25 protein-coding genes and 2 tRNA genes are annotated in these 23,852 nt (G+C 42.3%); 8 read left to right on the plus strand and 19 right to left on the minus strand.

The genetic code is table 11. The features are described 5' to 3' along the window. Positions 1 to 35: 35 nt before the first annotated feature. On the minus strand, positions 36 to 992 hold the full coding sequence (locus ABEB05_RS06460; protein WP_265788574.1) for a helix-turn-helix transcriptional regulator: 957 nt from the start codon (positions 990 to 992) through the stop codon (positions 36 to 38). 259 nt (positions 993 to 1,251) lie between these two features. Between ABEB05_RS06460 and ABEB05_RS06465 the strand changes: the two genes are divergently transcribed. Further along, a tRNA-His gene (locus ABEB05_RS06465) sits at positions 1,252 to 1,325 on the plus strand. A 109-nt stretch (positions 1,326 to 1,434) separates the two neighbouring features. Beyond that, positions 1,435 to 1,507, plus strand: a tRNA-Glu gene (locus tag ABEB05_RS06470). A 102-nt stretch (positions 1,508 to 1,609) separates the two neighbouring features. Here ABEB05_RS06470 and ABEB05_RS06475 read toward each other — a convergent pair. The 6 genes from ABEB05_RS06475 to ABEB05_RS06500 form a co-directional block, all read right to left on the minus strand. Further along, positions 1,610 to 2,029: a VOC family protein gene (locus ABEB05_RS06475; protein ID WP_265788576.1), complete on the minus strand. Its 420-nt coding sequence runs from the start codon at positions 2,027 to 2,029 to the stop codon at positions 1,610 to 1,612. A gap of 256 nt (positions 2,030 to 2,285) precedes the next feature. Further along, a complete protein-coding gene (locus ABEB05_RS06480; RefSeq protein WP_265788578.1) occupies positions 2,286 to 2,738 on the minus strand; it encodes a plastocyanin/azurin family copper-binding protein in 453 nt (150 codons plus the stop codon). 36 nt (positions 2,739 to 2,774) lie between these two features. Then, entirely contained in the window at positions 2,775 to 3,248 is a 474-nt protein-coding gene (locus ABEB05_RS06485) for a cupredoxin domain-containing protein (protein ID WP_265788581.1), read from the minus strand. A 4-nt stretch (positions 3,249 to 3,252) separates the two neighbouring features. Then, a complete protein-coding gene (locus tag ABEB05_RS06490; protein WP_265788583.1) occupies positions 3,253 to 3,855 on the minus strand; it encodes an SCO family protein in 603 nt (200 codons plus the stop codon). Next, positions 3,852 to 4,679, minus strand: a complete 828-nt coding sequence (locus ABEB05_RS06495; RefSeq protein ID WP_265788585.1) for a formylglycine-generating enzyme family protein — start codon at positions 4,677 to 4,679, stop codon at positions 3,852 to 3,854. The genes ABEB05_RS06490 and ABEB05_RS06495 overlap by 4 nt, the downstream gene beginning before the upstream one ends. Positions 4,680 to 4,722: 43 nt before the next feature. Then, on the minus strand, positions 4,723 to 5,853 hold the full coding sequence (locus tag ABEB05_RS06500) for a multicopper oxidase domain-containing protein (RefSeq protein ID WP_265788587.1): 1,131 nt from the start codon (positions 5,851 to 5,853) through the stop codon (positions 4,723 to 4,725). 420 nt (positions 5,854 to 6,273) lie between these two features. Here ABEB05_RS06500 and lplA point away from each other — a divergent pair, with 420 nt between their 5' ends. Beyond that, positions 6,274 to 7,275, plus strand: a complete 1,002-nt coding sequence (gene lplA, locus ABEB05_RS06505) for a lipoate--protein ligase (RefSeq protein ID WP_265788589.1) — start codon at positions 6,274 to 6,276, stop codon at positions 7,273 to 7,275. 50 nt (positions 7,276 to 7,325) lie between these two features. On the opposite strand, the gene ABEB05_RS06510 is transcribed toward lplA, so the two are convergent. The 8 genes from ABEB05_RS06510 to ABEB05_RS06545 form a co-directional block, all read right to left on the minus strand. Continuing rightward, positions 7,326 to 9,650, minus strand: a complete 2,325-nt coding sequence (locus tag ABEB05_RS06510; RefSeq protein ID WP_265788591.1) for a hydroxymethylglutaryl-CoA reductase, degradative — start codon at positions 9,648 to 9,650, stop codon at positions 7,326 to 7,328. Further along, positions 9,637 to 10,716, minus strand: a complete 1,080-nt coding sequence (locus ABEB05_RS06515) for a mevalonate kinase family protein (RefSeq protein WP_265788593.1) — start codon at positions 10,714 to 10,716, stop codon at positions 9,637 to 9,639. Before ABEB05_RS06515 ends, ABEB05_RS06510 begins: the two co-directional genes overlap by 14 nt. Positions 10,717 to 10,726: 10 nt before the next feature. After that, positions 10,727 to 11,752: a diphosphomevalonate decarboxylase gene (mvaD, locus tag ABEB05_RS06520; RefSeq protein WP_265788595.1), complete on the minus strand. Its 1,026-nt coding sequence runs from the start codon at positions 11,750 to 11,752 to the stop codon at positions 10,727 to 10,729. 98 nt (positions 11,753 to 11,850) lie between these two features. Further along, complete coding sequence (locus ABEB05_RS06525) at positions 11,851 to 12,522, minus strand: SCO family protein (RefSeq protein WP_265788597.1); 672 nt, start codon at positions 12,520 to 12,522, stop codon at positions 11,851 to 11,853. A gap of 12 nt (positions 12,523 to 12,534) precedes the next feature. Then, complete coding sequence (locus tag ABEB05_RS06530) at positions 12,535 to 13,209, minus strand: formylglycine-generating enzyme family protein (RefSeq protein ID WP_345694240.1); 675 nt, start codon at positions 13,207 to 13,209, stop codon at positions 12,535 to 12,537. A 136-nt stretch (positions 13,210 to 13,345) separates the two neighbouring features. Continuing rightward, complete coding sequence (nirK, locus tag ABEB05_RS06535; RefSeq protein ID WP_265788599.1) at positions 13,346 to 14,791, minus strand: copper-containing nitrite reductase; 1,446 nt, start codon at positions 14,789 to 14,791, stop codon at positions 13,346 to 13,348. 342 nt (positions 14,792 to 15,133) lie between these two features. After that, the gene (locus ABEB05_RS06540; RefSeq protein ID WP_265788601.1) at positions 15,134 to 16,876 is read right to left on the minus strand and encodes a CRTAC1 family protein; all 1,743 of its coding nucleotides are present in this window, start codon (positions 16,874 to 16,876) and stop codon (positions 15,134 to 15,136) included. Next, positions 16,869 to 18,035, minus strand: coding sequence for a permease (locus ABEB05_RS06545; protein WP_265788603.1), 1,167 nt, complete (start codon positions 18,033 to 18,035; stop codon positions 16,869 to 16,871). The genes ABEB05_RS06540 and ABEB05_RS06545 overlap by 8 nt, the downstream gene beginning before the upstream one ends. A gap of 154 nt (positions 18,036 to 18,189) precedes the next feature. Between ABEB05_RS06545 and ABEB05_RS06550 the strand changes: the two genes are divergently transcribed. The 5 genes from ABEB05_RS06550 (at position 18,190) to ABEB05_RS06570 (ending at position 20,886) form a co-directional block, all read left to right on the plus strand. Then, complete coding sequence (locus tag ABEB05_RS06550) at positions 18,190 to 18,813, plus strand: Crp/Fnr family transcriptional regulator (RefSeq protein ID WP_265788605.1); 624 nt, start codon at positions 18,190 to 18,192, stop codon at positions 18,811 to 18,813. Between the two features lie 338 nt (positions 18,814 to 19,151). Further along, positions 19,152 to 19,475, plus strand: coding sequence for a thioredoxin (gene trxA / locus ABEB05_RS06555; protein ID WP_265788606.1), 324 nt, complete (start codon positions 19,152 to 19,154; stop codon positions 19,473 to 19,475). Then, positions 19,472 to 19,924 carry an OsmC family protein gene (locus ABEB05_RS06560; protein WP_265788608.1) on the plus strand — a complete coding sequence of 151 codons (453 nt, stop codon included), beginning with the start codon at positions 19,472 to 19,474 and terminating at the stop codon, positions 19,922 to 19,924. Before trxA ends, ABEB05_RS06560 begins: the two co-directional genes overlap by 4 nt. Positions 19,925 to 19,954: 30 nt before the next feature. Next, positions 19,955 to 20,431, plus strand: a complete 477-nt coding sequence (locus tag ABEB05_RS06565) for a Dps family protein (RefSeq protein ID WP_265788611.1) — start codon at positions 19,955 to 19,957, stop codon at positions 20,429 to 20,431. Positions 20,432 to 20,499: 68 nt separating this feature from the next. After that, the gene (locus ABEB05_RS06570) at positions 20,500 to 20,886 is read left to right on the plus strand and encodes a DUF302 domain-containing protein (RefSeq protein WP_265788612.1); all 387 of its coding nucleotides are present in this window, start codon (positions 20,500 to 20,502) and stop codon (positions 20,884 to 20,886) included. Between the two features lie 21 nt (positions 20,887 to 20,907). Here the strand turns inward: ABEB05_RS06570 and ABEB05_RS06575 are convergent, their stop codons facing one another. The 4 genes from ABEB05_RS06575 to ABEB05_RS06590 all read right to left on the minus strand — a co-directional run bounded on the left by ABEB05_RS06575 (position 20,908) and on the right by ABEB05_RS06590 (position 23,808). Beyond that, positions 20,908 to 21,579, minus strand: a complete 672-nt coding sequence (locus tag ABEB05_RS06575; RefSeq protein WP_265788614.1) for an SDR family oxidoreductase — start codon at positions 21,577 to 21,579, stop codon at positions 20,908 to 20,910. 117 nt (positions 21,580 to 21,696) lie between these two features. Further along, on the minus strand, positions 21,697 to 22,125 hold the full coding sequence (locus tag ABEB05_RS06580) for a cytochrome B (protein ID WP_265788616.1): 429 nt from the start codon (positions 22,123 to 22,125) through the stop codon (positions 21,697 to 21,699). A 125-nt stretch (positions 22,126 to 22,250) separates the two neighbouring features. Beyond that, a complete protein-coding gene (locus tag ABEB05_RS06585) occupies positions 22,251 to 22,760 on the minus strand; it encodes a PH domain-containing protein (protein ID WP_265788618.1) in 510 nt (169 codons plus the stop codon). Between the two features lie 16 nt (positions 22,761 to 22,776). Further along, positions 22,777 to 23,808, minus strand: coding sequence for an Atu2307/SP_0267 family LLM class monooxygenase (locus ABEB05_RS06590; RefSeq protein WP_265788619.1), 1,032 nt, complete (start codon positions 23,806 to 23,808; stop codon positions 22,777 to 22,779). Between the last annotated feature and the right edge of the window lie 44 nt (positions 23,809 to 23,852).

Genomic DNA, 23,852 nt, shown 5'->3' on the forward strand with positions numbered 1-23,852 from the left:
ATGTCAATGGCAAAGAATTTAAGAATGATGAGGATTCACGAGTTGTGATGCTGGTACAACTCTTTACTCAACTCTCTTACCCGCTCCTTGAGTTGCTTAGATTGATGGACGATAACACCATCCCCCCACATCAGCAGCCAGCGGGCGAAATATTCTACCGAAGAAGTAAGGAAGGTCATTTTGACTCCACCATCGACTCTTTCTTCTGAGGTCCACCCCCGGTAATGCTTTTGGTCGCCCAGATAGCGAACCATCTCTTCATCGAACTGAACGACCACTTCCTTCAGGTCTTTCTCTTCACGCAGACTCTGCTCCGAAAACTCTTGCAGAGTATGCTCCGGCAATTCTGGTAATTGCTCTCCTGTTTTTTTATAGCTTTCTATCCGGTCAACGCGGAACATCCGATAGTCGGTGCGCAACCGGCACCAAGCCGCAAGATACCAATAATTGTCACGTATTAGCAGGCCAAGGGGCTCTACATCACGTTGAGTATATTGATCTTTGTAAGGCGAATAATATTCCAACGATATGACCGAACCCCGAACAACCGCATCCTGAAGGAAAACAAAGATGAGGTAATCAGTTTCGACCTGTCGTTCATCCGAATGGGTAAATGTTTTAATGTGTTGGTCAAGCGTATCGAGATATTTCTTTTCGCGGGAATGCAATACCGCCCGGATTTTATCTAAGGCAGAAAGGTAAGATTCACTGAGCTTGGTCTCTTTCCATTTTTGCATCAGGCGCTCACCAGCCAGCAAAGCCGCAGCTTCATCCTTATCAAACATGACCGGGGGCAGGTGATATCCTTTTACAATAAAATATCCCTTTCCCTCTTCAGATCCGATAGGTACCCCAGCCTCTTGGAGGGCGCGTAAATCACGGTAGACCGTACGAGTACTGATGTCATACCGATCGGCCAGCTCATCTACCGTGATCCGGTGATGTCCCTGCAGATAAATAATAATAGCTGTAAGCCGATCAATACGATTCATAAGTAAACGAATGAACTACTAATTAATGCAATAAGTAAATAGATATTGATACTAACCTATCTATAATTTCATACAATTTATGTCATATAAAATTTCATTTCCACAGATAAAATTTATTGAAATCCCCATATTATTCCGTATATTTGGAGCCTTGATTTAGGCGGTATTACTGGCAACTTTAATACACTTATTGTATCAGGATATATAAAGAGATGCACTGCTTTCTTAAGCAGATATTGCATCTTATTAAATTGTTACGGAGCCTGTAGCTCAGTTGGTTAGAGCGCCAGGTTGTGGCCCTGGAGGCCGTGGGTTCAAATCCCATCAGGCTCCCTTTTCTCATATTAGAGTGCTTGGAATAGAATAAAAATTATTGTATTCTCAGGCACTCAAATCAGCTTTGCTGAACAGCTGTTCGGTAAGGCTTTTTTACTGAATATTTGCCGCGTTCGTCTAGGGGTTTAGGACGCCGCCCTTTCACGGCGGTAGCACGGGTTCGAATCCCGTACGCGGTACTCAAGCCCTTGCAAGTCCTTGACTTGCAAGGGCTTATTTATTTCATCCTGCTGGAACCTGCGAAGGAAGCCTTCCCGTTCAGATTATCATCCTTTATTTCTCTATTTCTCAAATTCATCGTTTACCTCAACCCAATATCCATCGGGATCCGTAAAAAATATTTGCCTGATACCATCCGGACGTATATTGACCTCTCCCTCATTGCCATCGGAATCAGAATACACCAATCCGTGAGCACTAATTTTCTCAATAAAAGCATCCAGATCCTCGACGCTAAAACAAAAGTGAGTACTTCTATTATGGGAGGTTCTTTGATCAGCTGCTTTGATAACATGGAGCTGGGCTCCCCCCAGATCAAACCAGGCATGACGCCCCTCTTTAAAAGGTTCAGGTATTTGTCTGAGACCAAGAACATCCCTGTAGAATGCTTCACTTTCTGACAAATCAGTAACTGCAATAGCAATGTGATTTATATTCGACTTTATAGATGGAGAGTTTTTTTTGTCGGATGGTTTCGCCATAGTTCCTTAAAAGGTTATTCAATTATTCTTTTCACTAAGAATGAACTTATCATAGTTACATTCAACACATAAATATCTTCTTCTTTTAGACTTAAATAAAAGAATAAAATTCATCTTTTGGAGAAACTTTCAGGATGTATATCCTGATCTCCTAGTTATTATTAAATTGAAAATATAAATCTCAATTAAGAGTAAATAAAAAAAGGTGACCTAAAATTTAGGTCACCTTTAGAAGTATAATTATGCAATTCCTAAGTTATTTAACCGTGAGTATCCCCTTCATGCCGGCTGCATAGTGTCCGGGAAATGAACAGATATATTCGTAATCTCCTTTATCTTCTGGAACGGTAAACGTTACCTCTACGGTTTCACCACCACCGGCAAGGCCTGTTGCAGCAACGATCTGGTCCTCATAGTCGGGAGCCAAATATTCGTTATCCCGAGCTCGTGCGGAAGCGTTGGCAAAGGCATCTACTTCTGTATCTTTATCTAAGACAACTACATTGTGGGCCATTGCCTGCTTAGGAATCTGACTTTTGGTCGTCAGCTTAATTGTGATTTCTTCCCCTGGAGTAGCTTCAATGGTTGTTACATCGAACTTCATGTTATCAGTTCCAATGATCTCTATTGTTCTTTGTGCCATTGCCGAAGAAATAACTCCAGTGAATAAAACGGCCAGTATTAATGTTATTTTCGTAAGTGTTTTCATAATAGGTCCTCGTTAGGATTTATTTGTATTGTTTATTTAAAAAATATTCGTTTTTATATTTAAAACCTTCAGTACTGTCTCGGGAATACCTTCATCAGGATAGTCTGGGATAACATCAACAGAACCTGCAATAATGCGCCCTGCGTGTCCCATTCTTTCATGAGGCAGGCAGAAATAATCGTACACTCCGGCTGAAGAAATATTCAAAAGCCAAATATCACCACTTTTCAACAACCCGGAGTCAAAAGATTCAACGTGATCGGGTATTCTAAGAGGTCTCCGGTTATCTGGATGATAAGAGGTCACTGTATGCAACCCTTCCCGTACTACAAATTTGATCACATCGCCGGGATTTATTTTTGTAATGACCGGATCAAATCGCGGATTTTCACTTGTCCCCAGAACCTCCACCCTAACCGTGTCCTTATAAAGGTGTTGAGATTGGCTGGCAAGCGCTTCCGTGCCCATCCATAAACAGCTAAAGAAAAGGAATATTGTGGAGTATCTCATAACTCTATTTCCTCATTAGAATAGAATTTATCACCGCTGCAGCTTCTCCCATTGGCTGGTTTAGCCCTTCCATACGTATGGCAATCTTTCCTTCTTTATCCAATACCGTAACAAGATTGGAATGTGCGAAGTGACCGTCGCTCTTTTTTGAGTATTGCACACCCAGCATCATGGCAAGGCTACGAACGGTAGCATTTTTCGAGATCATAAAATGCCAGCCGGGGATATCCAGTTGTTCATATTTTGCATAGTTATTTAATACTTCTGGTGTATCATTTTCAGTGTCAAAGCTTACTGCCAGAACATTAACATCACCACGGACTGATTCATCCACACTGCTGTATAATCGCCAAGCATCCTGAATTAAAATAGGGCACACTTCCATGCAGTTGCCATAAAACATTACAACAATAACAGGTGATCCTCGAAAATCGCTAAGCTTGACGGTTTCATCCCGATGGTTTGTCCACTGGGCATCCAAATGATAGAGTGAGTGCTCAGCACTTATTTTACCTGCACCCAGTTCACCATCAGCCGCGTGATGATGCTGTGCGTTCAGGCTTGTTACCAAAAACAGGCTAAGCAATATGATTGAAATCATTTTCATAATTCTTCCTCTTCCAGTTTAAATTTGGAATCGATATCGTCATAGGCGCAACGAAATCCTATCATACTGGTAGAACTTCGGGGATTATAACTCATCCGGGTAATGTAGCGGATAGAGGCGGCATAGCTATATGCATTGCCAAGTTGTTGCATTCTTCCCACTGTTCCACAATCCAGAGAAAGTTCATCAGCAACGGGTGGTTTAAAGTCCTCTACCCATTCCATGATTAATCCAAACTGATCTTTAACGCCGACGCGGGTTTTAATACCGGTAGATCCTACCTCTCCTATGTTTTTGGTATCCACACTCGAATACCAACTGACTAATTTCGTGGTAAATTCATTTATTTCTGTGGAGGAATCAAAATCCATAAGTTGGGCGGAGTATTCCCATTCATTCAATGTAGGTAACCGTCCCCCAGCCCATTGACAGTACGCATTTGCAGCAAACCATGACACATTCGTAACGGGACGTTCACGACCAACATCTTCATAGTCAGGTCTCTGTCCTTCTTCTTTCCAATGTTTCAAATATCCTTTATTTGTAAATACGGCAGGTACTTCATTTGGCTGCCAATTTTTATTTTGATCTAAGAACTTTTCAAACTTTTCGTTGGTAACAGCTGTAACATCCAGATAGAAAGTATTTACCTTTACGGCTTCTCCTTCCACTTCGGGCATCACAGAATGAAATGAACCTGACGGAACCAACACCCGATTCTGCTGAGCCCAGGCGATATCCGCTGCGAAGCTCAACAAAGCCACCATAATAGTCCATCTGGACAGTACCGTGGCAACAGATGCTATGTTCGTCAGGAGTTTCATTTCAATGTTGACTAATTTTTTACTTAGTTATTCGTATGTTTATTTATTTACGCGGACCGGCTTTCAAGGTACCCGTGGCACCCTTTTCTGCGTCGGCAAATTCGTGATCGATCAGGATGTATTTACCTTCTTCAGGCACGATAAAGTCGATAGTGGCAGAACTAGAGGCTCCTAAAAGTACAGTCTGCATTCCGCGCATTTCATTAAAGGGGTGGCCTTCCAACCAAACACGATCAAATATAGCACCAATTACGTGGAAGCTTGATGTTCCGCTGGGACCGTTGTTTGATACATGAAGACGAACGCGATCGCCGGCATTGGCCTCCAGAGGCTGATCATGCAGAATAGTCTGGTGCCCGTTGAATACCACATGCGATGGGTTTACACTTTGAGCCGCTTCAAAATCGTACTGGTACAAGTCGCCGGCACCTTTTTTCAGGTAATATTCGGATTGGACCACTACAAATTCCTTGTCGACTTCGTAATCTGTGCCGTAACCGTCCTTGGGTGATACAACAACCACTCCATGCTGCCCCATAGCCGTGTGCATAAGTACACTGGGCGTACCACAGTGATAGATATAGGAACCTGGATAGTTAGCAACCCAATCGAACTTGATAGATTCACCTGGAGAAATACTTCTCCATTTGTCATCTTTTGCAACGGTTCCCGCATGGAAATCCATGGAGTGCGGCATAGGCATTGTGCCTGGTTGGGCTTTCATAAAGTTGTTTTCAGCAACCTGCTGCATAAAAGGAGAACCCTCTTTTGTAGGTTCGGTAATTGTAACTTCTTCATCCGAACGATTCTTCATAACAAAAGTAATTTTATCACCTTCTTTTACATGCAACACTGGGCCGGGTACGGTACCACCGAATGTCCATGCTTTATATTTGACCCCGTCGGCCACTTCTATTTCCTGAGCGACAATATCAATCCGTACCTCATGATGTTTGTTGCCTTCATAATCCAATGGCTTAAGATTGGGTAGCATCGTCAGATATTCCCCTACAACCGGAGGACCATCATAGTCTTCGGTGAAAACTTCAGCTTCCGGCATGCCAAAAGTCATTCCGTCTAGTTTGTATTCTTCCGTTTGGGCATAGGCAAAATTAGCCAAACCAGTGAATAGCAATCCAATTAAAAAGGATAACGTTATTTTTGAAATGTTCATGGTATTAGAGATTTACAGTTATTATATGTTAAGACAATTTTTTTATAACCTTATCTGCCTGTTCCTATAGCAAGAACAATTTAAGACAAGTTTGTCTTTTTTTGTTTACATATATACTTATAGCAATCGGCGTGCCAACTTTTCTATTTACTGGAAAAATATCTTTTATGAGTACTTGAGGTGCTTCTTTTACCTAAAAGGTGTGCTTAATCTAATTTCTTATGCAAAATTGCAACTGCTAATTAGGGCAATCTTGCATGCTTGCAATAGGTATTTCATACCTCAGGTAAGAGATAGCAGGAGGAAAATATTTTAAGGAAATTGACGGATAAATAACCTGCGATCTTCATACTCCTTTCAAAAAAGCGGCCTACTATATGGTCAGCATATCTTTGATATAACAATACCTAATTTTATTCTATGATCTTCATCCATAATGAACATAACACTGATCCACATCTCAATTTAGCTCTTGAAGAATACGCGCTACGCAACTTTGACCATGATTATGATTATCTACTATTCTACATAAACAGTCCCTCTATTATCATCGGACGCAATCAAAATACGCTCGAAGAGATTAACCATGAATATGTAGAGGACAATGAGATCAATGTGGTACGGCGTATTTCCGGTGGCGGAGCTGTTTACCACGATACCGGGAATCTGAACTTCAGTTTTATCACGAACTATGACAAAAAGAACCTAAATAATTTTCGAAAGTTTACCTCTCCCATCATACGTGTGCTTCAGTCCCTTGGAGTAAATGCTGAATTACAGGGTCGTAATGATATTGTGGCAAATGACCGAAAAATATCGGGCAATGCACAATACTCTACTGTTAAACGGATGTTTAGCCACGGTACCCTGCTATTTGACACGGACCTGGCCGAAGTAAGCAAAGCACTGGATGTGAAGATGAATAAGATAGAATCAAAGGGACATAAGTCAGTGCGCAGCCGGGTCGCTAACATCTCTGAATTTTTAACAGAAGAAATGAATATTCACACTTTTCGGGAAAAACTACTTGAGGGACTATATAAAGACCGAGAAAAATTTGAGACCTATCATTTAACTAATAGTGAGTGGGATGCCGTTTATGAGTTAAAAGAGAAAAAGTATAGCCAGTGGGACTGGAACTTTGGGAAATCACCGAAATTTAATATTCAGCGGGAACGACGTTTTGATATCGGCGAAATTGATCTTCGGTTAGATGTTGCAAAAGGATATATAAAAAATCTGAAAATTTACGGGGATTTCTTTGGGAATAAACCGATAAAACAGCTGGAAGATCACCTCCAGGGAGCTCGATATCACCGGCAAGATCTTTCTCAAAGATTAAAAGATGTGGATATAGAACAATATTTTGGAATGATATCCAAAGCAAATTTTCTTGAGCTACTTTATGGTTCAGATAAGTAATTATCCAAAGCCAATCCCTAAAATTGTGTAATCCACAAATAAGTGAGGGATCATACCTCTTTAGAAACTGAAGGTTTAATACTCGTAATAAGGGCATCATAGCCTGCGCTATGCATTTGGTGCTGAATTTTCTGCTGCGAAGATTCGGAATCACAGAGTGCGATCATGGCTCCGCCTCCTCCCCCTCCGGTTAGTTTTGCTCCCAGCGCGCCGTTTTCCCTGGCAATGCTAATAAGTTCCTCCACCTCGGGAGATGATACATTCAGTGCATTCAAGTAACCATGGTTCAGGTTCATAATGCGCCCCAACCTTTTGAGATCAAACTCTTCAATGGCTTCCTTTGATTCCAGCGCCAACTTATCCATTTTATGAAAAATTTCTCCATACCAGTCGGGCTGTTGCTCGTATTCCTCCCGAACACGCCGTACCATTTTTGCCGTCATGCTTTCCACACCACTTAAGCCAATCACAATTGGAATGGGCTCTTCAAGATTTAGTGTTTCCATCTCTGGGGGAGTCCCCTTCTGAAACATCAAAAGATTGCCGTAAGTCGAAACGGTATTATCAATTCCCGATGCTCCGCCATGTACAATATTTTCAGACTCATAGGATAACTCCCGCACTTCATTGTCGGACAGCCCAATTTGGAAATGTCGATCCAGTGCTCGGATAATTGCCACGGCCAATGCGGCTGATCCGCCCATTCCCATCGCCCGGGGGACCTCCGGTACAACCTCAATATTCATTCCCCGGTCTCTGAGCTCCAGCCGATCCAGAATCATCTCCAAAGATTTATAAATAGAATATTCGTGATCCTCTCCAAATTTAAGCGTTTGTTCCACTCCCCAGCGCGGAATAATAAGCTGTACATCTTTATCCGCCGCCCAAACTTTAGCTTTCATAGTGAGCGTAATGGGAGCAGCAACGGCATGCGTACCATGGACAACGGAATGTTCTCCGGTTAAAATAATTTTCCCGTAGCCAAAGGCCATATCCTCGGCTGTTTCTGATTTGGATGTCTGGACTTTTTTCTGATGTTGTTTGCGCTGGATTTCCTCAATAATTTCTTCGGCCTTCCATACCTTTATTTCTCCGCTTTCCACCAGCCGTTCCAGCACCTGGTCAAAAATATCGGCCGGCGCACCTGCCGTACTGGCAACACTGCGGGCATGGAGCGTCATGTGTCCCCGCTGGATGCCTTCGGTACCGAGAGAGCGAAGAGCTGAAAAATTTTGAGCTAAGCCCACCGCTCCCATGACCTGGGCTAATTCCGTAGCCGACTCTACTCCTAAAATATGATGCGCAATCTCCACCGCTTTGTTAGATTTAAGCGATCCTCCAACAATTCCCACTTTCATAGGGATATCGATGGTCCCAACTAAATCCCCCTCATCATTTTTAAACCAGTTTGTAAGCGACGTATAGTGACTACCCCGCGCGGCATAAGCATGGGCTGCGGCTTCAATGGCGCGCCAATCGTTACCGGTGGCAATAGCAACCGGATCGATGCCATTCATAATTCCTTTATTATGCGTGGATGCACGATAAGGGTCAATAGCAGCAAATTCAGCAGCCCGGATAATTCCATCACGCACTTCCTTTCCGGATGCCTCATTAAAATCCAGGTAGTCGACTGGAATTTCACATCGGGCCCTTACCATCGCGCGATCCGTCAAATTGGATAAAATGCGCAAATAAACCTTTGCGTTAGTAATTTTTTCGATCAGCGGCGCCACTCCTTCGCACATGCTGTTAACGAGGTTAGCACCCATGGCATCACAGGTATTTACCAGCAGATGAACGACTACCATACTCCCCGGATGTCGCGATTGCGGATAAATCATTACTTCTATATCTACAGCGCCGCCGCCCCGCTCTACCATATTGGGATGCAAACTGTTAGCCAAGTTTATGATCTCTTCCTTTTTCTGCAGCAGCAGGTGCTGGACCTTCATAGGATGGTCGACATCCACCAGCTGTATTTGCCCGATAAGAATTGGATCATCGGCATCCGCTGTAAATCCTCCTGATTTACGTACTACTTTAGCTGCCGAACTCACAGCTGCCAGTATAGAGGGCTCTTCCACCACCATAGGTACTATATAAGGCTGGTCATTTATGACAAAATTGAGACCCAACCCCATTGGCAAGCCAAAGACGCCAACCACATTTTCAATCATTTTGTCTGCCTCTTCCCGAGACAAAATTTGCTGCTGACTCAGAAGAGTTGTTAGCTGCTCCCGGGTAATAAGGTTCTTCTCGCGAAGTAAATGTAATCGTTCTTCAATACTTCGCTTATAGAATTTGGGAATACGAGATTGATCGGCAGAATTTTCTGTAGAGGATTTCTTGCTATTTATATTAGCCGATTCCATAAGGTTCTGTAGAGTTTACATCTTCGGTCTGAACTGATAGATTAAGCAATTCAAAAGAGCTTTCTTCTATAGCTTCTGAAATAGACTTGCATGTTTCGGAACTGCGACAAAACGCGGTTCCAATATCTCCTCCGCCTGCGCCGGATGGCTTGTAATAGCCACCTTTGTTTATAACTATCTTTGCAATTTGTTCATGAACGGAAGAAAAGATATCTGCTTTGCTATGGTTGGTTAATTTTCGTTCAATATTTCCAAAAGCTTCTATAACATCGAGAAACTTTTTAGTATTACCCAAACGAAAAGCCCGGCATCCGGCTTCAGATAAGTCAGCCATTTCGTTCATTATACCTTTATACATCGCTGTTTCTTTCATTCGAAAAGTACGCATTTTGCGTACCATCGTACGGGTAGATACAGATTTATCCGTCCATATGGAAAGCATATACAAATCATTAGGCCAGTGCACTTGCTGGATTTCTTCATTTGTCCCTTCAATAAGTTCTGGCATCCGATATTGTATGATCCCTCCGGTTGAGCTAGCTGCAATATCTACTCCGCTGCCAATCTTACCCTGTGCATACCGATGTGCGTGTAACGCTTTTTGAAAAAAATCAGTACTCGAGAAGGTGCTATTGAGCAGTTCCTCGATAGCGGATAGCAAGGCCACAGTTAGTGCGGCGCTTGAGCCCAACCCCATTTTTTTACCACTAATCGGATGAAAGAAATCGGCGGTATCAATACTGATATCAAAAGCGGGAACATTCTTATCCAGTTTCTGGCGGATGTATTTTAAAACCGACAAAACAAAATTCAACTGATTTCGCTGTAATTCTGTATGTCCATTGGTCAAGGAAATATCACCCTTTTCAGAAAGTAGAAAAGAGAAGTCCGGTATATCTAAATTCGGAGCCTCAATACGAAAAACATCATTTTGACTGGGACGTAGTTTAATCGTACAAAATTTATTAACGGTAGCAACAAGTGCAGGCGCTTGTTCGAGTACCGCATACTCCCCAAGCAAAATTAGCTTTCCGGGGGTTTTAACCGTAATTGTAGAATCAGCCATATATTAAAATTTATTTCTTTACTTCTGTTACTTTCGCATCGTCCCCAATGCCACTGGTTATAACTTTTTGCAGGCCTGTTACCGAAGTCAATGCCTGCTGAACATCCTCTATATCAGCCGGTTTACACAGTACTTTAATCTGGGGACCCGCATCAATAGTAATATACGCTTCGATACCTCTTTTGCGTAAGTCCCGAATCTTATGAATACTTTCCAAGGTGGCAGCATTCCAATATAAAATTGCAGGACGTGCAGACATAGCCAATCCATGCATCTTCAAGGCGCTATGCTCCGCTAATTCCCCCATTTGGGTAAAATCTCTTTTTGCCAGTGCATCCCGCATCCCTTCAAGGTCTTGTTCTGTAGAAGTAATCCAGGAATCATAATAAGGAGCCGTTTTTCGGCTGCGCTCCATTCCTTCAGTTGACCCAATTTTTTTAGGAGTAGCATCGGTGATACCTATAACTACCCGTAAATCCCAGTAATCTTTGCCATAAAGGGTGGCTGCATAATCTTCGCTTCCGGATAAATCCTTTCCACTCTTCATTTCCACAAATCCCCCGAATATAGAACGAGCAGCTGATCCCGATCCGCGTCGTGCGAGGGAGGACAATATCGATCGATCAGTTGGTTTATTCCACACTTTAGCTGCAGCTATGGTAAGAGCAGCAAAACCTGAAGCCGAAGAAGCAAGTCCCGCAGCGGTAGGAAACGAATTCTTACTGGTAATATAGGCCCGATCCCGTTCTTCCGTACCAACAATGATATCCAAAAAGTCAGAGATGCGCTTTAATCCCTCTCCGGAAACAGGCTTTCCATCCAGCTCGAAATAATCCTTTTGAAAGCTGGAATCTATCCGGATTTCTGTTTCTGTTTTCAGGGCATCCAAGGTCAGTGAAATAGATCCGGTAGCTGCCAAATTCTTTTCTAATGAGCGTTTTCCCCAATACTTGACCAAGGCAATGTTTGCATGGGCTTCCGCTTTTACCTGGCAATCCGCAGATTCTCGGGAACCTATTTTCGTTTTATTATCCACTAAAGGGAATTCTAAACTTTCTGAATATTAAGCTTATAAAGATACAGTTATTTCACGAAGATGTGTAATAGCGTGAGTAACTCTACCCTATATAACCTTTAACTGCCGGCTGCCTGTTCGATAGCTGCAATTATCCGCGGATGCTGATCTTCAAGCTTTTTCCGCTGATGAACCACTTCTCCTTCTTTATTTAATACAGTAATCATGTTGGAATGGGTAAAGTCAGTATCACTGATCCGTTTGTATTTTACCCCTAGAAGAGCCGCTATCTCCAATACATCTCCCTGATCTCCGTTCAATAACGTCCATTTATCTTCAGACAGATTATTTTCATAGGCAAAATTGGTGAGGCGCTGGGGTGTATCCCGCTCAGGATCAATGGAAATAATAGCAAAATTAGTCTGTGATAATATCTCTTCAGACAAGTTATCCCGGATACGCTTCATATCAGCCAAAATACGGGGGCAAGCATGTTCACAATGGGTATATACCATTGCAACGAGCTGTACCTTCCCACGCAATCTATCCAAGGCTACGATCTCTCCATGACGGTTTTTCCATTGGCTACTCACATTATAAATTGACTCATCGGTCGGTTCAATAGCGTCCATTTCCATATCCGCGTGAGCTGCGTGCTCATCACCCGCCATAGCCATTTGACCTGATTGAGATTGAGCGGTTTGTTGTTTCTCACCACTGCTACAAACTCCCAGAAGAAGTGCGACAACTGCGAAGAAAAAGCCAATGCTTTGATAGCTATATGTCTTCATATTTAATGATGTTTATTCCTTATCCTTGGCGCATCGAAATCCTAAATTCCCCACCGAGAAATCAGCTTCCAGACTGCCCCGAAAAGCATAACGCAAAAAAGCGGCATAATTCTCCTTGTCAGAATCTGTTGCAGCCGAACTTCCCGCGGCACAATAGAACTGTTTAAGCTCGCCCTGATCTGCCCGCGATTCTCCGCTTATAAATACGGTATTAAAGTCTTGCACCCACTCCCATATCAACCCATGCATATCATATATCCCATGGTAATTGGGCTCACCTTCTCCCACAGAGGGCATCTGATCTGGATTCGGCCGACTGTACCAATCCAATATTTGCTGAGCGAATACTTTATCACGACTGGCGAGTGGTTTGGATGCACTGGCTGAAGCTATGTATTCCCATTCATACAATGTTGGCAAGCGTTTCCCTTTCCATTTGGCATAAGCACGGGCAGCAAACCAGGTTACATTTGTTACAGGTGCATTGGGATTGATATTCCCCAGCTCCAATACTCCTTTCCAGTGCCGGAGGTAATCTTCACCAGCAAAAACGCTCTTGACCTGTGATCGTCTCCACTTTTCGTTTTCCTCTACAAATTCCAGGAATTCGGCGTTCGTGACCTGGTGCGTGTCCATATAAAAGGATTCTACTGTGGTACTATCATCAGTAGAGCTAGAAAAAGGCATAAAGGTTCCTTTTTCTACCGCAACCATCCCCTCCGGCTGTCCTACAGCACAAAGAGTTAACCCCCAGATTATGATAATTAAGAGCGATAAAAATTTTTGACACATATTACTAAATGCGAGCTATCATTTATCTAACTTATTCAATTGGTCCTTCCTCTCGAACGCGCTCTACATCTTCGGGGGTCACCCGGCCGCCCTCATTATCAAAACTATTGAGAAGATAAGTTGTTACGTTAGCGACCTCTTCGTTCGTAAGGTTTTGTCGGGGCATTACGCCATCATAAGTTTCCCCATTGACCGTAATTTCACCCGAAAGTCCGTGTACAATCGCGCTTATCCCACGATCTGGATTTTCATTCAAATAATCAGACTTTGCCACTGGTGGGAAAGCCCCTTCAATACCCGATCCATCTTTCATATGACACGATTGACATACGGAAGAATAAACTGACTTGCCCCTTTCGATACGTTCCTCAATTGTCTGTGCTGCAGGTTCCTCACGTTTTTCTTGCGGAATAGTTTGTACTGCACCGCCTTCGGGTTGATATACCTGTTCCAGCTGTTGTCCGGTATATATATTTTCGTCTTCTTCACCCGAAACAGACAACGTTGCAAGTGCTCCTTTGTTAAAAGCGCGGAAGATCGCGTGATCTACCAGGATATAATCGCCTGGCACTTCCGTTTCAAACTCAACAATTGCAGAACCACCTGCGGGTACGGATGTTGTTTGTACATTTTTCTGTATCCGATCGCCTCCCTCATAATGTACTCGATCAAAAATTTCGCCAATTACATGAAACGAAGAAGTTAGGTTTGGACCGCCATTCCCAACAAAAAGACGAACATCATCACCGGGATTAGAGGTAATCGCATTATCACCAGTCGTTGATCCAACAGAACCATTAAACACCACGTATTCCGGATCTTCTTTAATCGCACGATCCATATCAAATGGCTGCAGGCCGCGTTCCCCGTAGTCTCCCTCGGTATAAAATTCACTCTGCATTACATAGTATTCCTGATCCACTTCCGAAAGTCCTTCGGCTGGTTCAATTAAGATAAGTCCGTACATGCCGTTGGCTATGTGCATCCCGACCGGGGCCGTAGCACAATGATATACGTACAGTCCCGGATTTAATGCTCTAAATGTAAATACCGTTTCCCTACCAGGGGCGGTAAATGTAGATTCGGCTCCACCGCCCGGTCCGTTTACGGCATGCAAATCAATATTATGAGGCAATTTATTATCCGGATGATTCTGCAGGTGAAATTCGATCATATCTCCTTCACGCGCCCGGATAAATTTACCGGGCACTTCTCCACCGAAGGTCCACATAGTGTAAGTAACTCCATCCGCCAACCGTTTTTCTTCCTCGGTAACCTCCATATTTACAACAAGTTTTGTCGCATGATCTCGATCAATGGGTGGAGGCACATTGGGCGGTAACGTTAATTCAGCCTTTTCTTCACCAACTATTTCAGCTGTTTTCGGATCAAAATTATCTCCAGATGAGCATCCAAATAATATGCTGACTATTAAAAGAGTACCACATACCTTGATCATTTTGTTGTAAAAAACCATAATCCCTAATTGTATTATAATTATTTTAAAATCCTGAAAGGCACTATTACTCATTATATCCCCTTAGAAATGGGGTATAATGAAAATCGAGTTGTGATGTATAATCTTTAAAAAACCATCCTCAATCCTTTAGGTAAGGAATATTGTTAAAAGAAAGCAGAGTGTAAAATCAAACAAACAATTTAGACCTTATCAAAGTAGGTCCAGAAATAATAAATTAGGCCGATAGGACTACCATCAGATCTAGTAACCAAAAATAATAATATTTGGAGGTTAAGTTTCTCATCAACTTCCAACTAAAGAGTAAAGAATATTTAAACCCCAGGAGTTGCTCTTCCATCTTTACTCTATTATATGGAGCGTTGTATCAACAGGGATATCTTTTAAGTTTTGGGTATGACCGGAAGGCCAGCGGATGGATAGTTGTTTAACTTCTTCTTTACCCAATCCAAAGAAAAGAGATTTGGTACTGCTGCTTTGATAAGAGCCTCCGGCTTTCACTTCCTGGATGATGATATGCCCGTCAGTTTGCTCAAGGGTTACCCGCGCTCCTATGGCATCCCGGTTCGAAACAGTGCCTTCCAACTTTAATTTTAACCAATGGTTTTGATTTTGGGTACTGTTTAATAACAACTGTGGACTGCCTCCATCAATATTGGAAATCACTAAATCCGGCTTGCCGTTGTTCAAAATGTCGATGAGTGCAAGTCCCCTGGAAACATTATTATTTTGAAAGGTTCCTGAGGAGTGTGTTGCATCTTCAAATCGACCGTTCCCTTGATTCCTAAAGAAAAGATTCTCGGTACCTGTTGGGTTTACATCCCAGACCGGACCTGCGGCCATTACCAGGTCAAGGTGACCACTGTGATTAAAATCTGCAAATTCAATTCCCCAGCCGGATGATCGCCGACTGGGATTTAATCCGGAATAATTTGTTGCGTAATCAAATCGTAGGTCACCGTAATTACGAAAAAGAGAGATCATGGATCCCTCCAGGTTTGTAGTGACCAGATCGAAACTACCGCTGTTATTAAAATCAGCTGTATTGACTCCCATGCTACTTTTAACTTCATTCACTTTAGCAACGGCTCCAAGTTCAGCAAATGTTCCGTCCTCGTTATTGAGATAAAGTCGGTTGCGGCTCAAGTCATTAGCAACGTATAGATCTGGCCAGCCATTGTTGCTGAAGTCAAGCCAGACGGCTGACAAACCTTTACCTCCTTCATTATTAACCCCGGATTCTTTTGTTACATTAGTAAACGTCCCGTCCCCATTGCTTTTAAAGAGGAAAGACTCCTGTGCATCAAAAAAAGCGGGAAAAAGCTGTCGCTCGCCATAATGTTCAGGATTATTGACATCCCAACCCACATTATTGACGATAAAAAGGTCGAGGTGTCCATCACGGTTATAATCGGCCGCAGATGCAGCCGCACTTAAACAGGGATATTCACCACAAAGTCCTTTAAGATTTAATCCTGAAACTTCGGTAACATCTGTAAAGGTATTTCCATTGTTACGGAATAGTTGTCCACCGTCATAGGAAGCAATATATAAATCCTGGCGGCCATCATTATTATAATCGAAAAAAAGTACGCCCTGTGCATAGCCCTTAATATCACTTAATCCCATCTCTTCCGTAATATCTTTAAATGTACTATCTCCCATGTTTTTGTATAGGCTGGGTGGGGAAACTGTTTCATCGGAGTGCTCATCAAAGGAAGGCATACTTATAAAAAAGATATCTTCGTAGTCGTCCCCATCCACATCGCCTACAGCCATCCCCCCTGCCATTACCTCCAGGTAGGAAGGATTCGAACTATTCACTTTTGCACGTTTAAAGTTGTTAAGCCCGGCTTGTTTGGTAATATCTTCGAAAGTAAAGGTTTGCCCAGCTTCCGCTGAGAGAGCATTTCGGTTTGTCTCTTCAGCAGAAATCCAGGGTTCATCGAAAACCAGGTTTAGAACCGGTAATTCGTGTGGACCATAGTTATTAATTGCAAAAAGAAGCTGAGCAAAGAGAAAGAGAGTACCAAAAACTTTCACTTTTGTTGGCAGGGTACCGTTATTCATGAGTTGGTTATCCATAATAAGTCATCAGGTATTCAACAGTTAAGCCCGTAGCAATTCCCATCAGGAATGTAGCCACCATCAGCAATAAAGGTGCGGCATGTCCCACATCTTTCTTAAGCATAAAGTAGCTGACGATGCTGACCGATGGAGCCGTAACTATAAGTGCCGTGGCAGGTCCTAAACCCATCCCAATAAACAGAAAACCCAATACTAAGGGTATTTCAAAAAGCGTGGGGATTGCTATCATAGTCCCAAATGCCGACACCACAATAATTGCAAAAAAACCACTCCCGAGATATGTTTCTACTACTCCTGGGGGAAGCATTAAACGTATTATTGCTGCCAGGAACATAGCACCCGTCATCGGTAAAAACAGCCGATAGGCAATCTCTACACTGCTATTCCACCAATTTTTCAAGGCTAATAATCCAGCTTCTGTCCATCCCAGATTATCTTGTCCACCGTCCAGGACTGTACAGCTTTGGAGATTAGCAGAATCGGCTTTTTTTTCAAGGTAGTCCGAAGAAGAAATAAGTTTCCAGCTGTTTCTGTAATAAACAGCAAGTTTTACGACCAGTGGAGTTAAAACAACCACCAGAAGTATTGAGGCTACGATTCTTCCCCATGCTGCCGGACCGGGAAATAAAACAAATATGGTAGTTAAGCCCATGATATTCAGCAGTGCCGCTCCCATTACCACTCCCAGTGTAGTTTCGGGATTGGCTCCACGCTCTTTCCAACCGAGCGCTACAGGTACCGAGCAGGCACTACACATCATAAGAGGTGCACCGAGCAGTCCACCGTACGTAGAACCTTTGGTTCCTTTGGAATTTAACAATCTCCTAATCAGCCCCTGGGGTAAAACAAGGCTGGTAATAGCACCGCCGATTAGAAATGCGAAAGCCATTCCTATGGCATTGTTATCGGTCATGTTTATCCCGGTTGGTATCCATGAAAGCCAATAAGGCCAACCATCACGCGATACAATTTCTGTAAACGTATTTGGTGCACCCGTCGCCAGTACTGTAAGTATCTCAGACTTTGCCTGTACTGCTGGCCAGCGGGTATAATGCATAAAAATCCACCAGAGAAAAAGAGTGATCCCAATCCCAAACCATGTTTGTTTCGGGACAGCATATATTCCCCTCACCGCCTTAGAATAAAGTGACTGCATTGCAATAAAACATATTTAAGAGTATTTTATATTAAATATAGATTAACCAGATATCTTAATCAACAAAAATAAGAATATTTAAAACTCAACGTTCGGCCTAGATAAAATAGCTAATTTACTGGTACCTGAATTTACTTCAATTAATCCACTTGATATGAAATTCCCCAATAACCTCTCTTCTCCGCAAATTCCTTTAGAAGATCACCAAAAATTATCTGATTTGGGAATTATCAAAAGCTTTAGTGCCGGAAAAACAATTGTCAATGAGAACGCTCACATTCGCTCGGTGCCCATCGTACTTGAAGGAAGTGTTAAAGTCATGCAATCGGATGACGAGCTAAAGGAGATGGTTTTATATTATTTACGTCCCGGTGAAACGTGCGTGATGTCGGTACTGGCCGGATTATATCAGGATACCAGTAAAGTAAAGGCTATTGCTGAAGAGGATTGTAAAGTTTTGTTTATTCCCGTTAATACCTTTAATGATCTCATCCGAAAAAATCCTGGATGGCTAAACTACATTTTCCAAATTTACCATAAACGCTTTGAAGAACTGCTTGGCGTTGTTGATGCTGTAGCATTTAAGAATATGGATGAACGGCTACTTAAGTTCCTGGAGAAAAGAGCTGATTTATCAAATTCAAGGACCTTATCCATGACACATGAACAGCTGGCCCAAGAACTTGGTACAGCCCGTGAAGTGATATCACGCCTGTTAAAAAAGATGGAAGCAGAAGGCCTTGTAGAGCTCGGTAGAAATAAAATTACTCTTATGTAACAATTGTCACTGACATTGTTGGTTTGAAGATGTAATTTCTGATGAAATGAAATTATAAAACGATATTTAATGCAAACCAGAACCAAACAATCTTTTTTTTCAAACTGGCATTTAAGGCGGTGGGTGGCACTGATTGTTGGAATATTTTTTATGATCCAGGCTATCCGGTTTTCAGATATAATCTCCGGAATAGCGGGGGCTTTCTTCCTATTCCAGACATATACCGATAGTGGTTGCTTGGTCGGAAATTCTTGTACCCCACCCTCAGCTGATCACAATAAAGATGAGCAAAACAAAATTGAAGAGATTGAATTTACCGAAATAAAATAACCGTAATCATGACTACCGAAAAACAAAAAATTACTTTCTCGGATGTGATAAACAGCGATACACCGGTACTGGTAGACTTTTATGCCGATTGGTGTGGTCCATGTAAAATGATGTCCCCAATTCTCAAAAAGTTGAAAAATGAGATGGGCGATAAACTCAATATCATCAAAATAGATACGGAAAAAAACGCTGATGCCGCTATTAAATACCAAGTGCGGGGCGTCCCTACCCTTATACTGTTTCACAAGGGACGTATTCTCTGGCAGCAATCGGGAGTTGTACAGCTCCATCAGCTTAAACAGGTTCTAAATCAAAAACTACAGGAATTATGAGCAGCCAGGAACACTTTTATAATGTAGACCTTAACTGGAAAGAAGGACGAACCGGAATTCTCTCGTCTCCCAAACTATCTGAGGAGATTGAAGTCGTTACTCCACCTGAGTTTGAGGGCGGTATCGAAGGTAAATGGTCGCCCGAGCACTTGTTTGTAGCTTCCATAAGTAGCTGTTTGATGACAACCTTTGCGGCCATTGCTCAATATTCAAAACTCTCATATGAGTCGCTCATGATTAGGGCAACCGGAAAAATGTCTAAAAATGAGGATGGAAAATTTATGATGAGCGAAATAGTATTGAAACCTGAACTTATGATTTCAGATGGAAAAATTTCCGACAAAGCGCAACGTATTCTAGAAAAAGCTGAATCAAATTGCTTGATTTCAAGATCCATAAAATCAAAAATAGTTTTTGAACCTAACGTTCTAATAGGCACCTTAAATTAACATTTCTATAAAATTAATAAATCTATCATTATGGCAAATGTAAACGACATTGGATTAGACAAAAGTAAATCCAAAAAACTGGGAGAGAAACTAAACGAATTACTGGCCAATTACTCGGTATTTTATCAGAATACGCGGGGCTATCACTGGAATATCAAAGGAGATACATTTTTTGAATTACATGAAAAATTCGAAGAACTCTATAACGATCTCGTCGTTAAAATAGATGAAGTCGCAGAACGTATCTTAACGCTGGGTTACACTCCGGATCACCGGTATTCCAATTATGTGGAATTATCTGATATAAAAGAGAGCACACAGGTTTCGGATGGGAAAAAAGCGGTACACGAAATTTTAGATGCCTTTAAAGTAACGCTGAAGCTGCAGCGCGAAATTTTGGAGCTTTCTGATGACGCCGGTGATGAAGGAACCAACGCGCTGATGAGTGACTACATACGAGAGCAGGAAAAATCGGTCTGGATGTATTCCTCATACGTTGACAAGTAATTCTTAAAACTGGATATACATCATCAGTATGATCCATTACAATTTTAATTATCTAAACAAGTAATACTATGTCATATCACTTTAGTAAAAAATTGGATCTATCCTTTGAAGAAGCCATCGACAAAACAACGGCTGCTTTAAAAGAGGAAGGGTTCGGCGTGCTAACCGAAATCGATATTAAAGCCACACTCAAAAAGAAACTGGATGTGGACTTTAAAAAGTATCAAATTCTTGGAGCCTGCAATCCACCGTTAGCACACCAAGCCCTGAAGGCAGAGCCTCATATTGGATTAATGCTGCCGTGTAATGTTATTGTACAGGAACATGAGAATGGTGAGGTCGAAGTCTCTGCGGTAGATCCGGTAGCCTCCATGCAGGCTATCGAAAATGATGAACTGGGCGACGTAGCCGGTGAAGTCAGCTACCTGCTAAAAAAAGTAATCGATAGTTTATAACGACAACAAGCAGTTAGCTAATTACGGCTGCAGAGGACGAACCTGTACATCCGTATAATGAAAATTTTGCGAACATTGCAGAATATGAATGGTTGATTCCGCCAGTTCGTCGGGCTGTAACTTATTTTTATTGGAGTCCGAAAAACCGGTATCTACCGAGCCTGGCGACAGACAGGTAACTTTTATCCCGAAATCACGCAGCTCCTGATGCAGTGAACGGGAAATACCTACAACGGCATGTTTGGTCGCCGAATAGCAGCTCATCCCTGCAATGCCGTTGGTCCCGGCACCCGAAGATATATTGATAATATGTCCCTCTTCATGGGTTTTCATTTGTGGGATGACCAGCCGGCTTACATAGAAGATACCGTGAACATTCAAATCGAAGAGATAGCGCCATTTTTCCGGCGGCATCTCTTCCATTAGTCCTTTATATCCCAAACCGGCATTATTTATCAGGATATGGATCTGACCTCCAAACAATTCCTCGGTCTGTTGGTAAGCCACCTCCACCGATTCCTGTTGTGTAAGATCTGCCTTGATATGGTAAAAATGTTCATGGTGAAAATCTTTCGGTTCAGTGCGACTCCATCCGACCACCATAACACCATTATCCAATAATGCTTTAGTAATAGCCAGTCCAATGCCTCGGCTCGCACCTGTCACAAGAGCTGTTTTATTCTCCAAATTCATAGCTGAATATCTATATATTTTAAGTCTTAGCGATATTCTGTCCTCTGGCTATATCAATACCAACCATTATCTCAATATTTGATATCCAAGGAATAAATTGTTCCCGCACAATAATTTCTATGGCCAAACAGACCATGGAATACGGAGGAGAATAAGGAAGATACCAAGTCCGTAATAAATAAGAATTTTCTTATAACGCCCAGCATCGTCTTTGCCATTTTTAGCTTTGGAATATCCTACGGTGATCAAAATGATCCCAATAATCATTGTTAATGGATGTTCCAGCATATACAATCGTGACATTGCATCTCCCATCGCTTCACCTGAAAAATTGGATATTCCCATAGGAGAAATAAAATAAAGCACCAATCCAATCAAAAGCTGTATATGTGCCGCAATAAGCCCTGCCAGTGATATTTTACGAGCGCTTTCGGTAAATGTTTTTTTATTAATAAAATTAATGAGTGTGTAGAAAAACACACCCAATAGAACAGCAAGAACAATATAGGCTATATAGGAGTGCAGATGTTGAAAACCGATATACATACAATCAGGGTTTAGATGGATGGTTTAGTTGGATGGCTCAATAATAAGAAACTGATGGGGCAACGGAAACTTTAAAGTGTTCATTAAATTTTAGGAACTTAATAGACTAAAACTTCAAAGCCATATCATTTTGTCTCTACTGAGTCAGCTAAATGCTCATTACCTTCAACAACCGACTTTAACGACTGGACGAATGCCTCCGGATCATCAGGAGAAATGACAATTTGCTCATTTTCGATCTTAATGAGCACCGTCTTATCTCTGTGCGTTACGTAGGCTGTATAATTATTTAGAATACTGTTCCTAAAATATCCGATGTAGCCAAACATTCCTCCTATCCCCCAAGTACGGATAGATCCCATCATGGCAAGCGGTTTATATTCAATGCTTTGAATATCATTAATCAAAATATCTTTGGACCAACCCAACCGTAGCACTTTTAACTTTCCCTCTTGAATGCTATATCCATAAACCCCAAAAACAGCACATCCCAAGATAATACTCCAGGTTATTATGGTAGGAATGGTATTAGGAACAAAATAATTGAGTACCAACAGCATTGTGCTAATTCCTCCCGTCAGCGTAATTAGTAACCAATCCCAGGGAGCTTTAAATCGTTTTCGTGTTCCAGGCATAACTTCTTCCTATGTTTTAATTATCGCCAAGTTCTTTATTCACTGCAGGAGCTACCTCAGTAGCAAAAAGCTCAATAGAACGAAGCAACTTTTTGTGAGGGATACTGCCTACACTCATCTGTAATAAAAAGCGGTCGTGACCAAATATTTCATGCTGAAACAGGATTTTATCAATTATTTCCTGGGGACTTCCGACCACATTTGCCCCTCTAAGCGTTCGACTGGCTTCAAACTGGTCACGCGTCATCGGCGACCAGCCCCGTTCTTTTCCAATTTTGTCCATCGTAACTTTAAAAGCGGGAAAAGCAATATCCGCTGCTTCCTGTGAATCTTCAGCAACAAACCCATGTGAATTAATACTCAGTGCCGGGGTTTCTTTCCTATTTTCCCGGGCCCCTTTTTTGTGCAAATCTGCCAGGGATTTAAAACGCTCCGGCTGCCCACCTATAATGCCCAATGCCAGCGGCAATCCCAATGCACCCGCCTGATAAGCTGATTTGGGCGTGCCGCCCACCGCTTGCCAAATAGGAATTTGATCCTGATACGGTTGAGGATACACCGAGCGATTGTCAATATCCGGACGATGTTTGCCACTCCAGGTGATTCTTTTGCTTTCTCGGAGTTCCAGCAACAAATCCAGTTTTTCTTCAAACAACTCGTCGTAATCATTGAGGTCGTATCCAAAAAGCGGAAAAGACTCCACAAAAGATCCACGCCCCACCATAATTTCAACCCGTCCTTTTGAAAGCAGATCAATGGTGGAGAACTGCTGGTATACCCGCACTGGATCTTCAGACCCAAGCACCGTTACCGCGCTACTCAGACGAATCTGTTCGGTGCGCGCCGCCGCGGCAGAAAGAATGGTAGAGGGAGCAGAAGACAAATATTCTTCACGATGATGCTCACCGATTCCAAAGACATCAAGCCCGGCTTCATCGGCCAACTCTATCTCTTCCATCAGGTTTTCGAGTCGCTGGGCCGGGGAAAGTGTTCCGTTTATTTCGGGATGCGGGGTATTTTCAACAAAGGTATATATGCCAAATTCCATCTACACTTTCACTATTTTTCTAAATCAGTTTTATAAGTCTTTTT

It is taken from the genome of Fodinibius salicampi (assembly GCF_039545095.1).
Taxonomy (GTDB): domain Bacteria; phylum Bacteroidota; class Rhodothermia; order Balneolales; family Balneolaceae; genus Fodinibius; species Fodinibius salicampi.

What these genes read in the sequence shown, in the direction of transcription:
- ABEB05_RS06530 (WP_345694240.1), bottom strand. Translation starts at nt 13,209, where the DNA reads ATGCCTTTTTCTAGCTCTACTGATGATAGTACCACAGTAGAATCCTTT.
- ABEB05_RS06485 (WP_265788581.1), bottom strand. Translation starts at nt 3,248, where the DNA reads ATGAGATACTCCACAATATTCCTTTTCTTTAGCTGTTTATGGATGGGC.
- lplA (WP_265788589.1), top strand. Translation starts at nt 6,274, where the DNA reads ATGATCTTCATCCATAATGAACATAACACTGATCCACATCTCAATTTA.
- ABEB05_RS06550 (WP_265788605.1), top strand. Translation starts at nt 18,190, where the DNA reads ATGAAATTCCCCAATAACCTCTCTTCTCCGCAAATTCCTTTAGAAGAT.
- ABEB05_RS06585 (WP_265788618.1), bottom strand. Translation starts at nt 22,760, where the DNA reads ATGCCTGGAACACGAAAACGATTTAAAGCTCCCTGGGATTGGTTACTA.
- ABEB05_RS06460 (WP_265788574.1), bottom strand. Translation starts at nt 992, where the DNA reads ATGAATCGTATTGATCGGCTTACAGCTATTATTATTTATCTGCAGGGA.
- ABEB05_RS06540 (WP_265788601.1), bottom strand. Translation starts at nt 16,876, where the DNA reads ATGGATAACCAACTCATGAATAACGGTACCCTGCCAACAAAAGTGAAA.
- ABEB05_RS06575 (WP_265788614.1), bottom strand. Translation starts at nt 21,579, where the DNA reads ATGAATTTGGAGAATAAAACAGCTCTTGTGACAGGTGCGAGCCGAGGC.
- ABEB05_RS06515 (WP_265788593.1), bottom strand. Translation starts at nt 10,716, where the DNA reads ATGGCTGATTCTACAATTACGGTTAAAACCCCCGGAAAGCTAATTTTG.
- ABEB05_RS06565 (WP_265788611.1), top strand. Translation starts at nt 19,955, where the DNA reads ATGGCAAATGTAAACGACATTGGATTAGACAAAAGTAAATCCAAAAAA.
- ABEB05_RS06560 (WP_265788608.1), top strand. Translation starts at nt 19,472, where the DNA reads ATGAGCAGCCAGGAACACTTTTATAATGTAGACCTTAACTGGAAAGAA.
- trxA (WP_265788606.1), top strand. Translation starts at nt 19,152, where the DNA reads ATGACTACCGAAAAACAAAAAATTACTTTCTCGGATGTGATAAACAGC.
- ABEB05_RS06570 (WP_265788612.1), top strand. Translation starts at nt 20,500, where the DNA reads ATGTCATATCACTTTAGTAAAAAATTGGATCTATCCTTTGAAGAAGCC.
- nirK (WP_265788599.1), bottom strand. Translation starts at nt 14,791, where the DNA reads ATGGTTTTTTACAACAAAATGATCAAGGTATGTGGTACTCTTTTAATA.
- ABEB05_RS06545 (WP_265788603.1), bottom strand. Translation starts at nt 18,035, where the DNA reads ATGCAGTCACTTTATTCTAAGGCGGTGAGGGGAATATATGCTGTCCCG.
- ABEB05_RS06495 (WP_265788585.1), bottom strand. Translation starts at nt 4,679, where the DNA reads ATGAAACTCCTGACGAACATAGCATCTGTTGCCACGGTACTGTCCAGA.
- ABEB05_RS06475 (WP_265788576.1), bottom strand. Translation starts at nt 2,029, where the DNA reads ATGGCGAAACCATCCGACAAAAAAAACTCTCCATCTATAAAGTCGAAT.
- ABEB05_RS06510 (WP_265788591.1), bottom strand. Translation starts at nt 9,650, where the DNA reads ATGGAATCGGCTAATATAAATAGCAAGAAATCCTCTACAGAAAATTCT.
- ABEB05_RS06500 (WP_265788587.1), bottom strand. Translation starts at nt 5,853, where the DNA reads ATGAACATTTCAAAAATAACGTTATCCTTTTTAATTGGATTGCTATTC.
- ABEB05_RS06525 (WP_265788597.1), bottom strand. Translation starts at nt 12,522, where the DNA reads ATGAAGACATATAGCTATCAAAGCATTGGCTTTTTCTTCGCAGTTGTC.
- ABEB05_RS06490 (WP_265788583.1), bottom strand. Translation starts at nt 3,855, where the DNA reads ATGAAAATGATTTCAATCATATTGCTTAGCCTGTTTTTGGTAACAAGC.
- ABEB05_RS06480 (WP_265788578.1), bottom strand. Translation starts at nt 2,738, where the DNA reads ATGAAAACACTTACGAAAATAACATTAATACTGGCCGTTTTATTCACT.
- ABEB05_RS06590 (WP_265788619.1), bottom strand. Translation starts at nt 23,808, where the DNA reads ATGGAATTTGGCATATATACCTTTGTTGAAAATACCCCGCATCCCGAA.
- ABEB05_RS06580 (WP_265788616.1), bottom strand. Translation starts at nt 22,125, where the DNA reads ATGTATATCGGTTTTCAACATCTGCACTCCTATATAGCCTATATTGTT.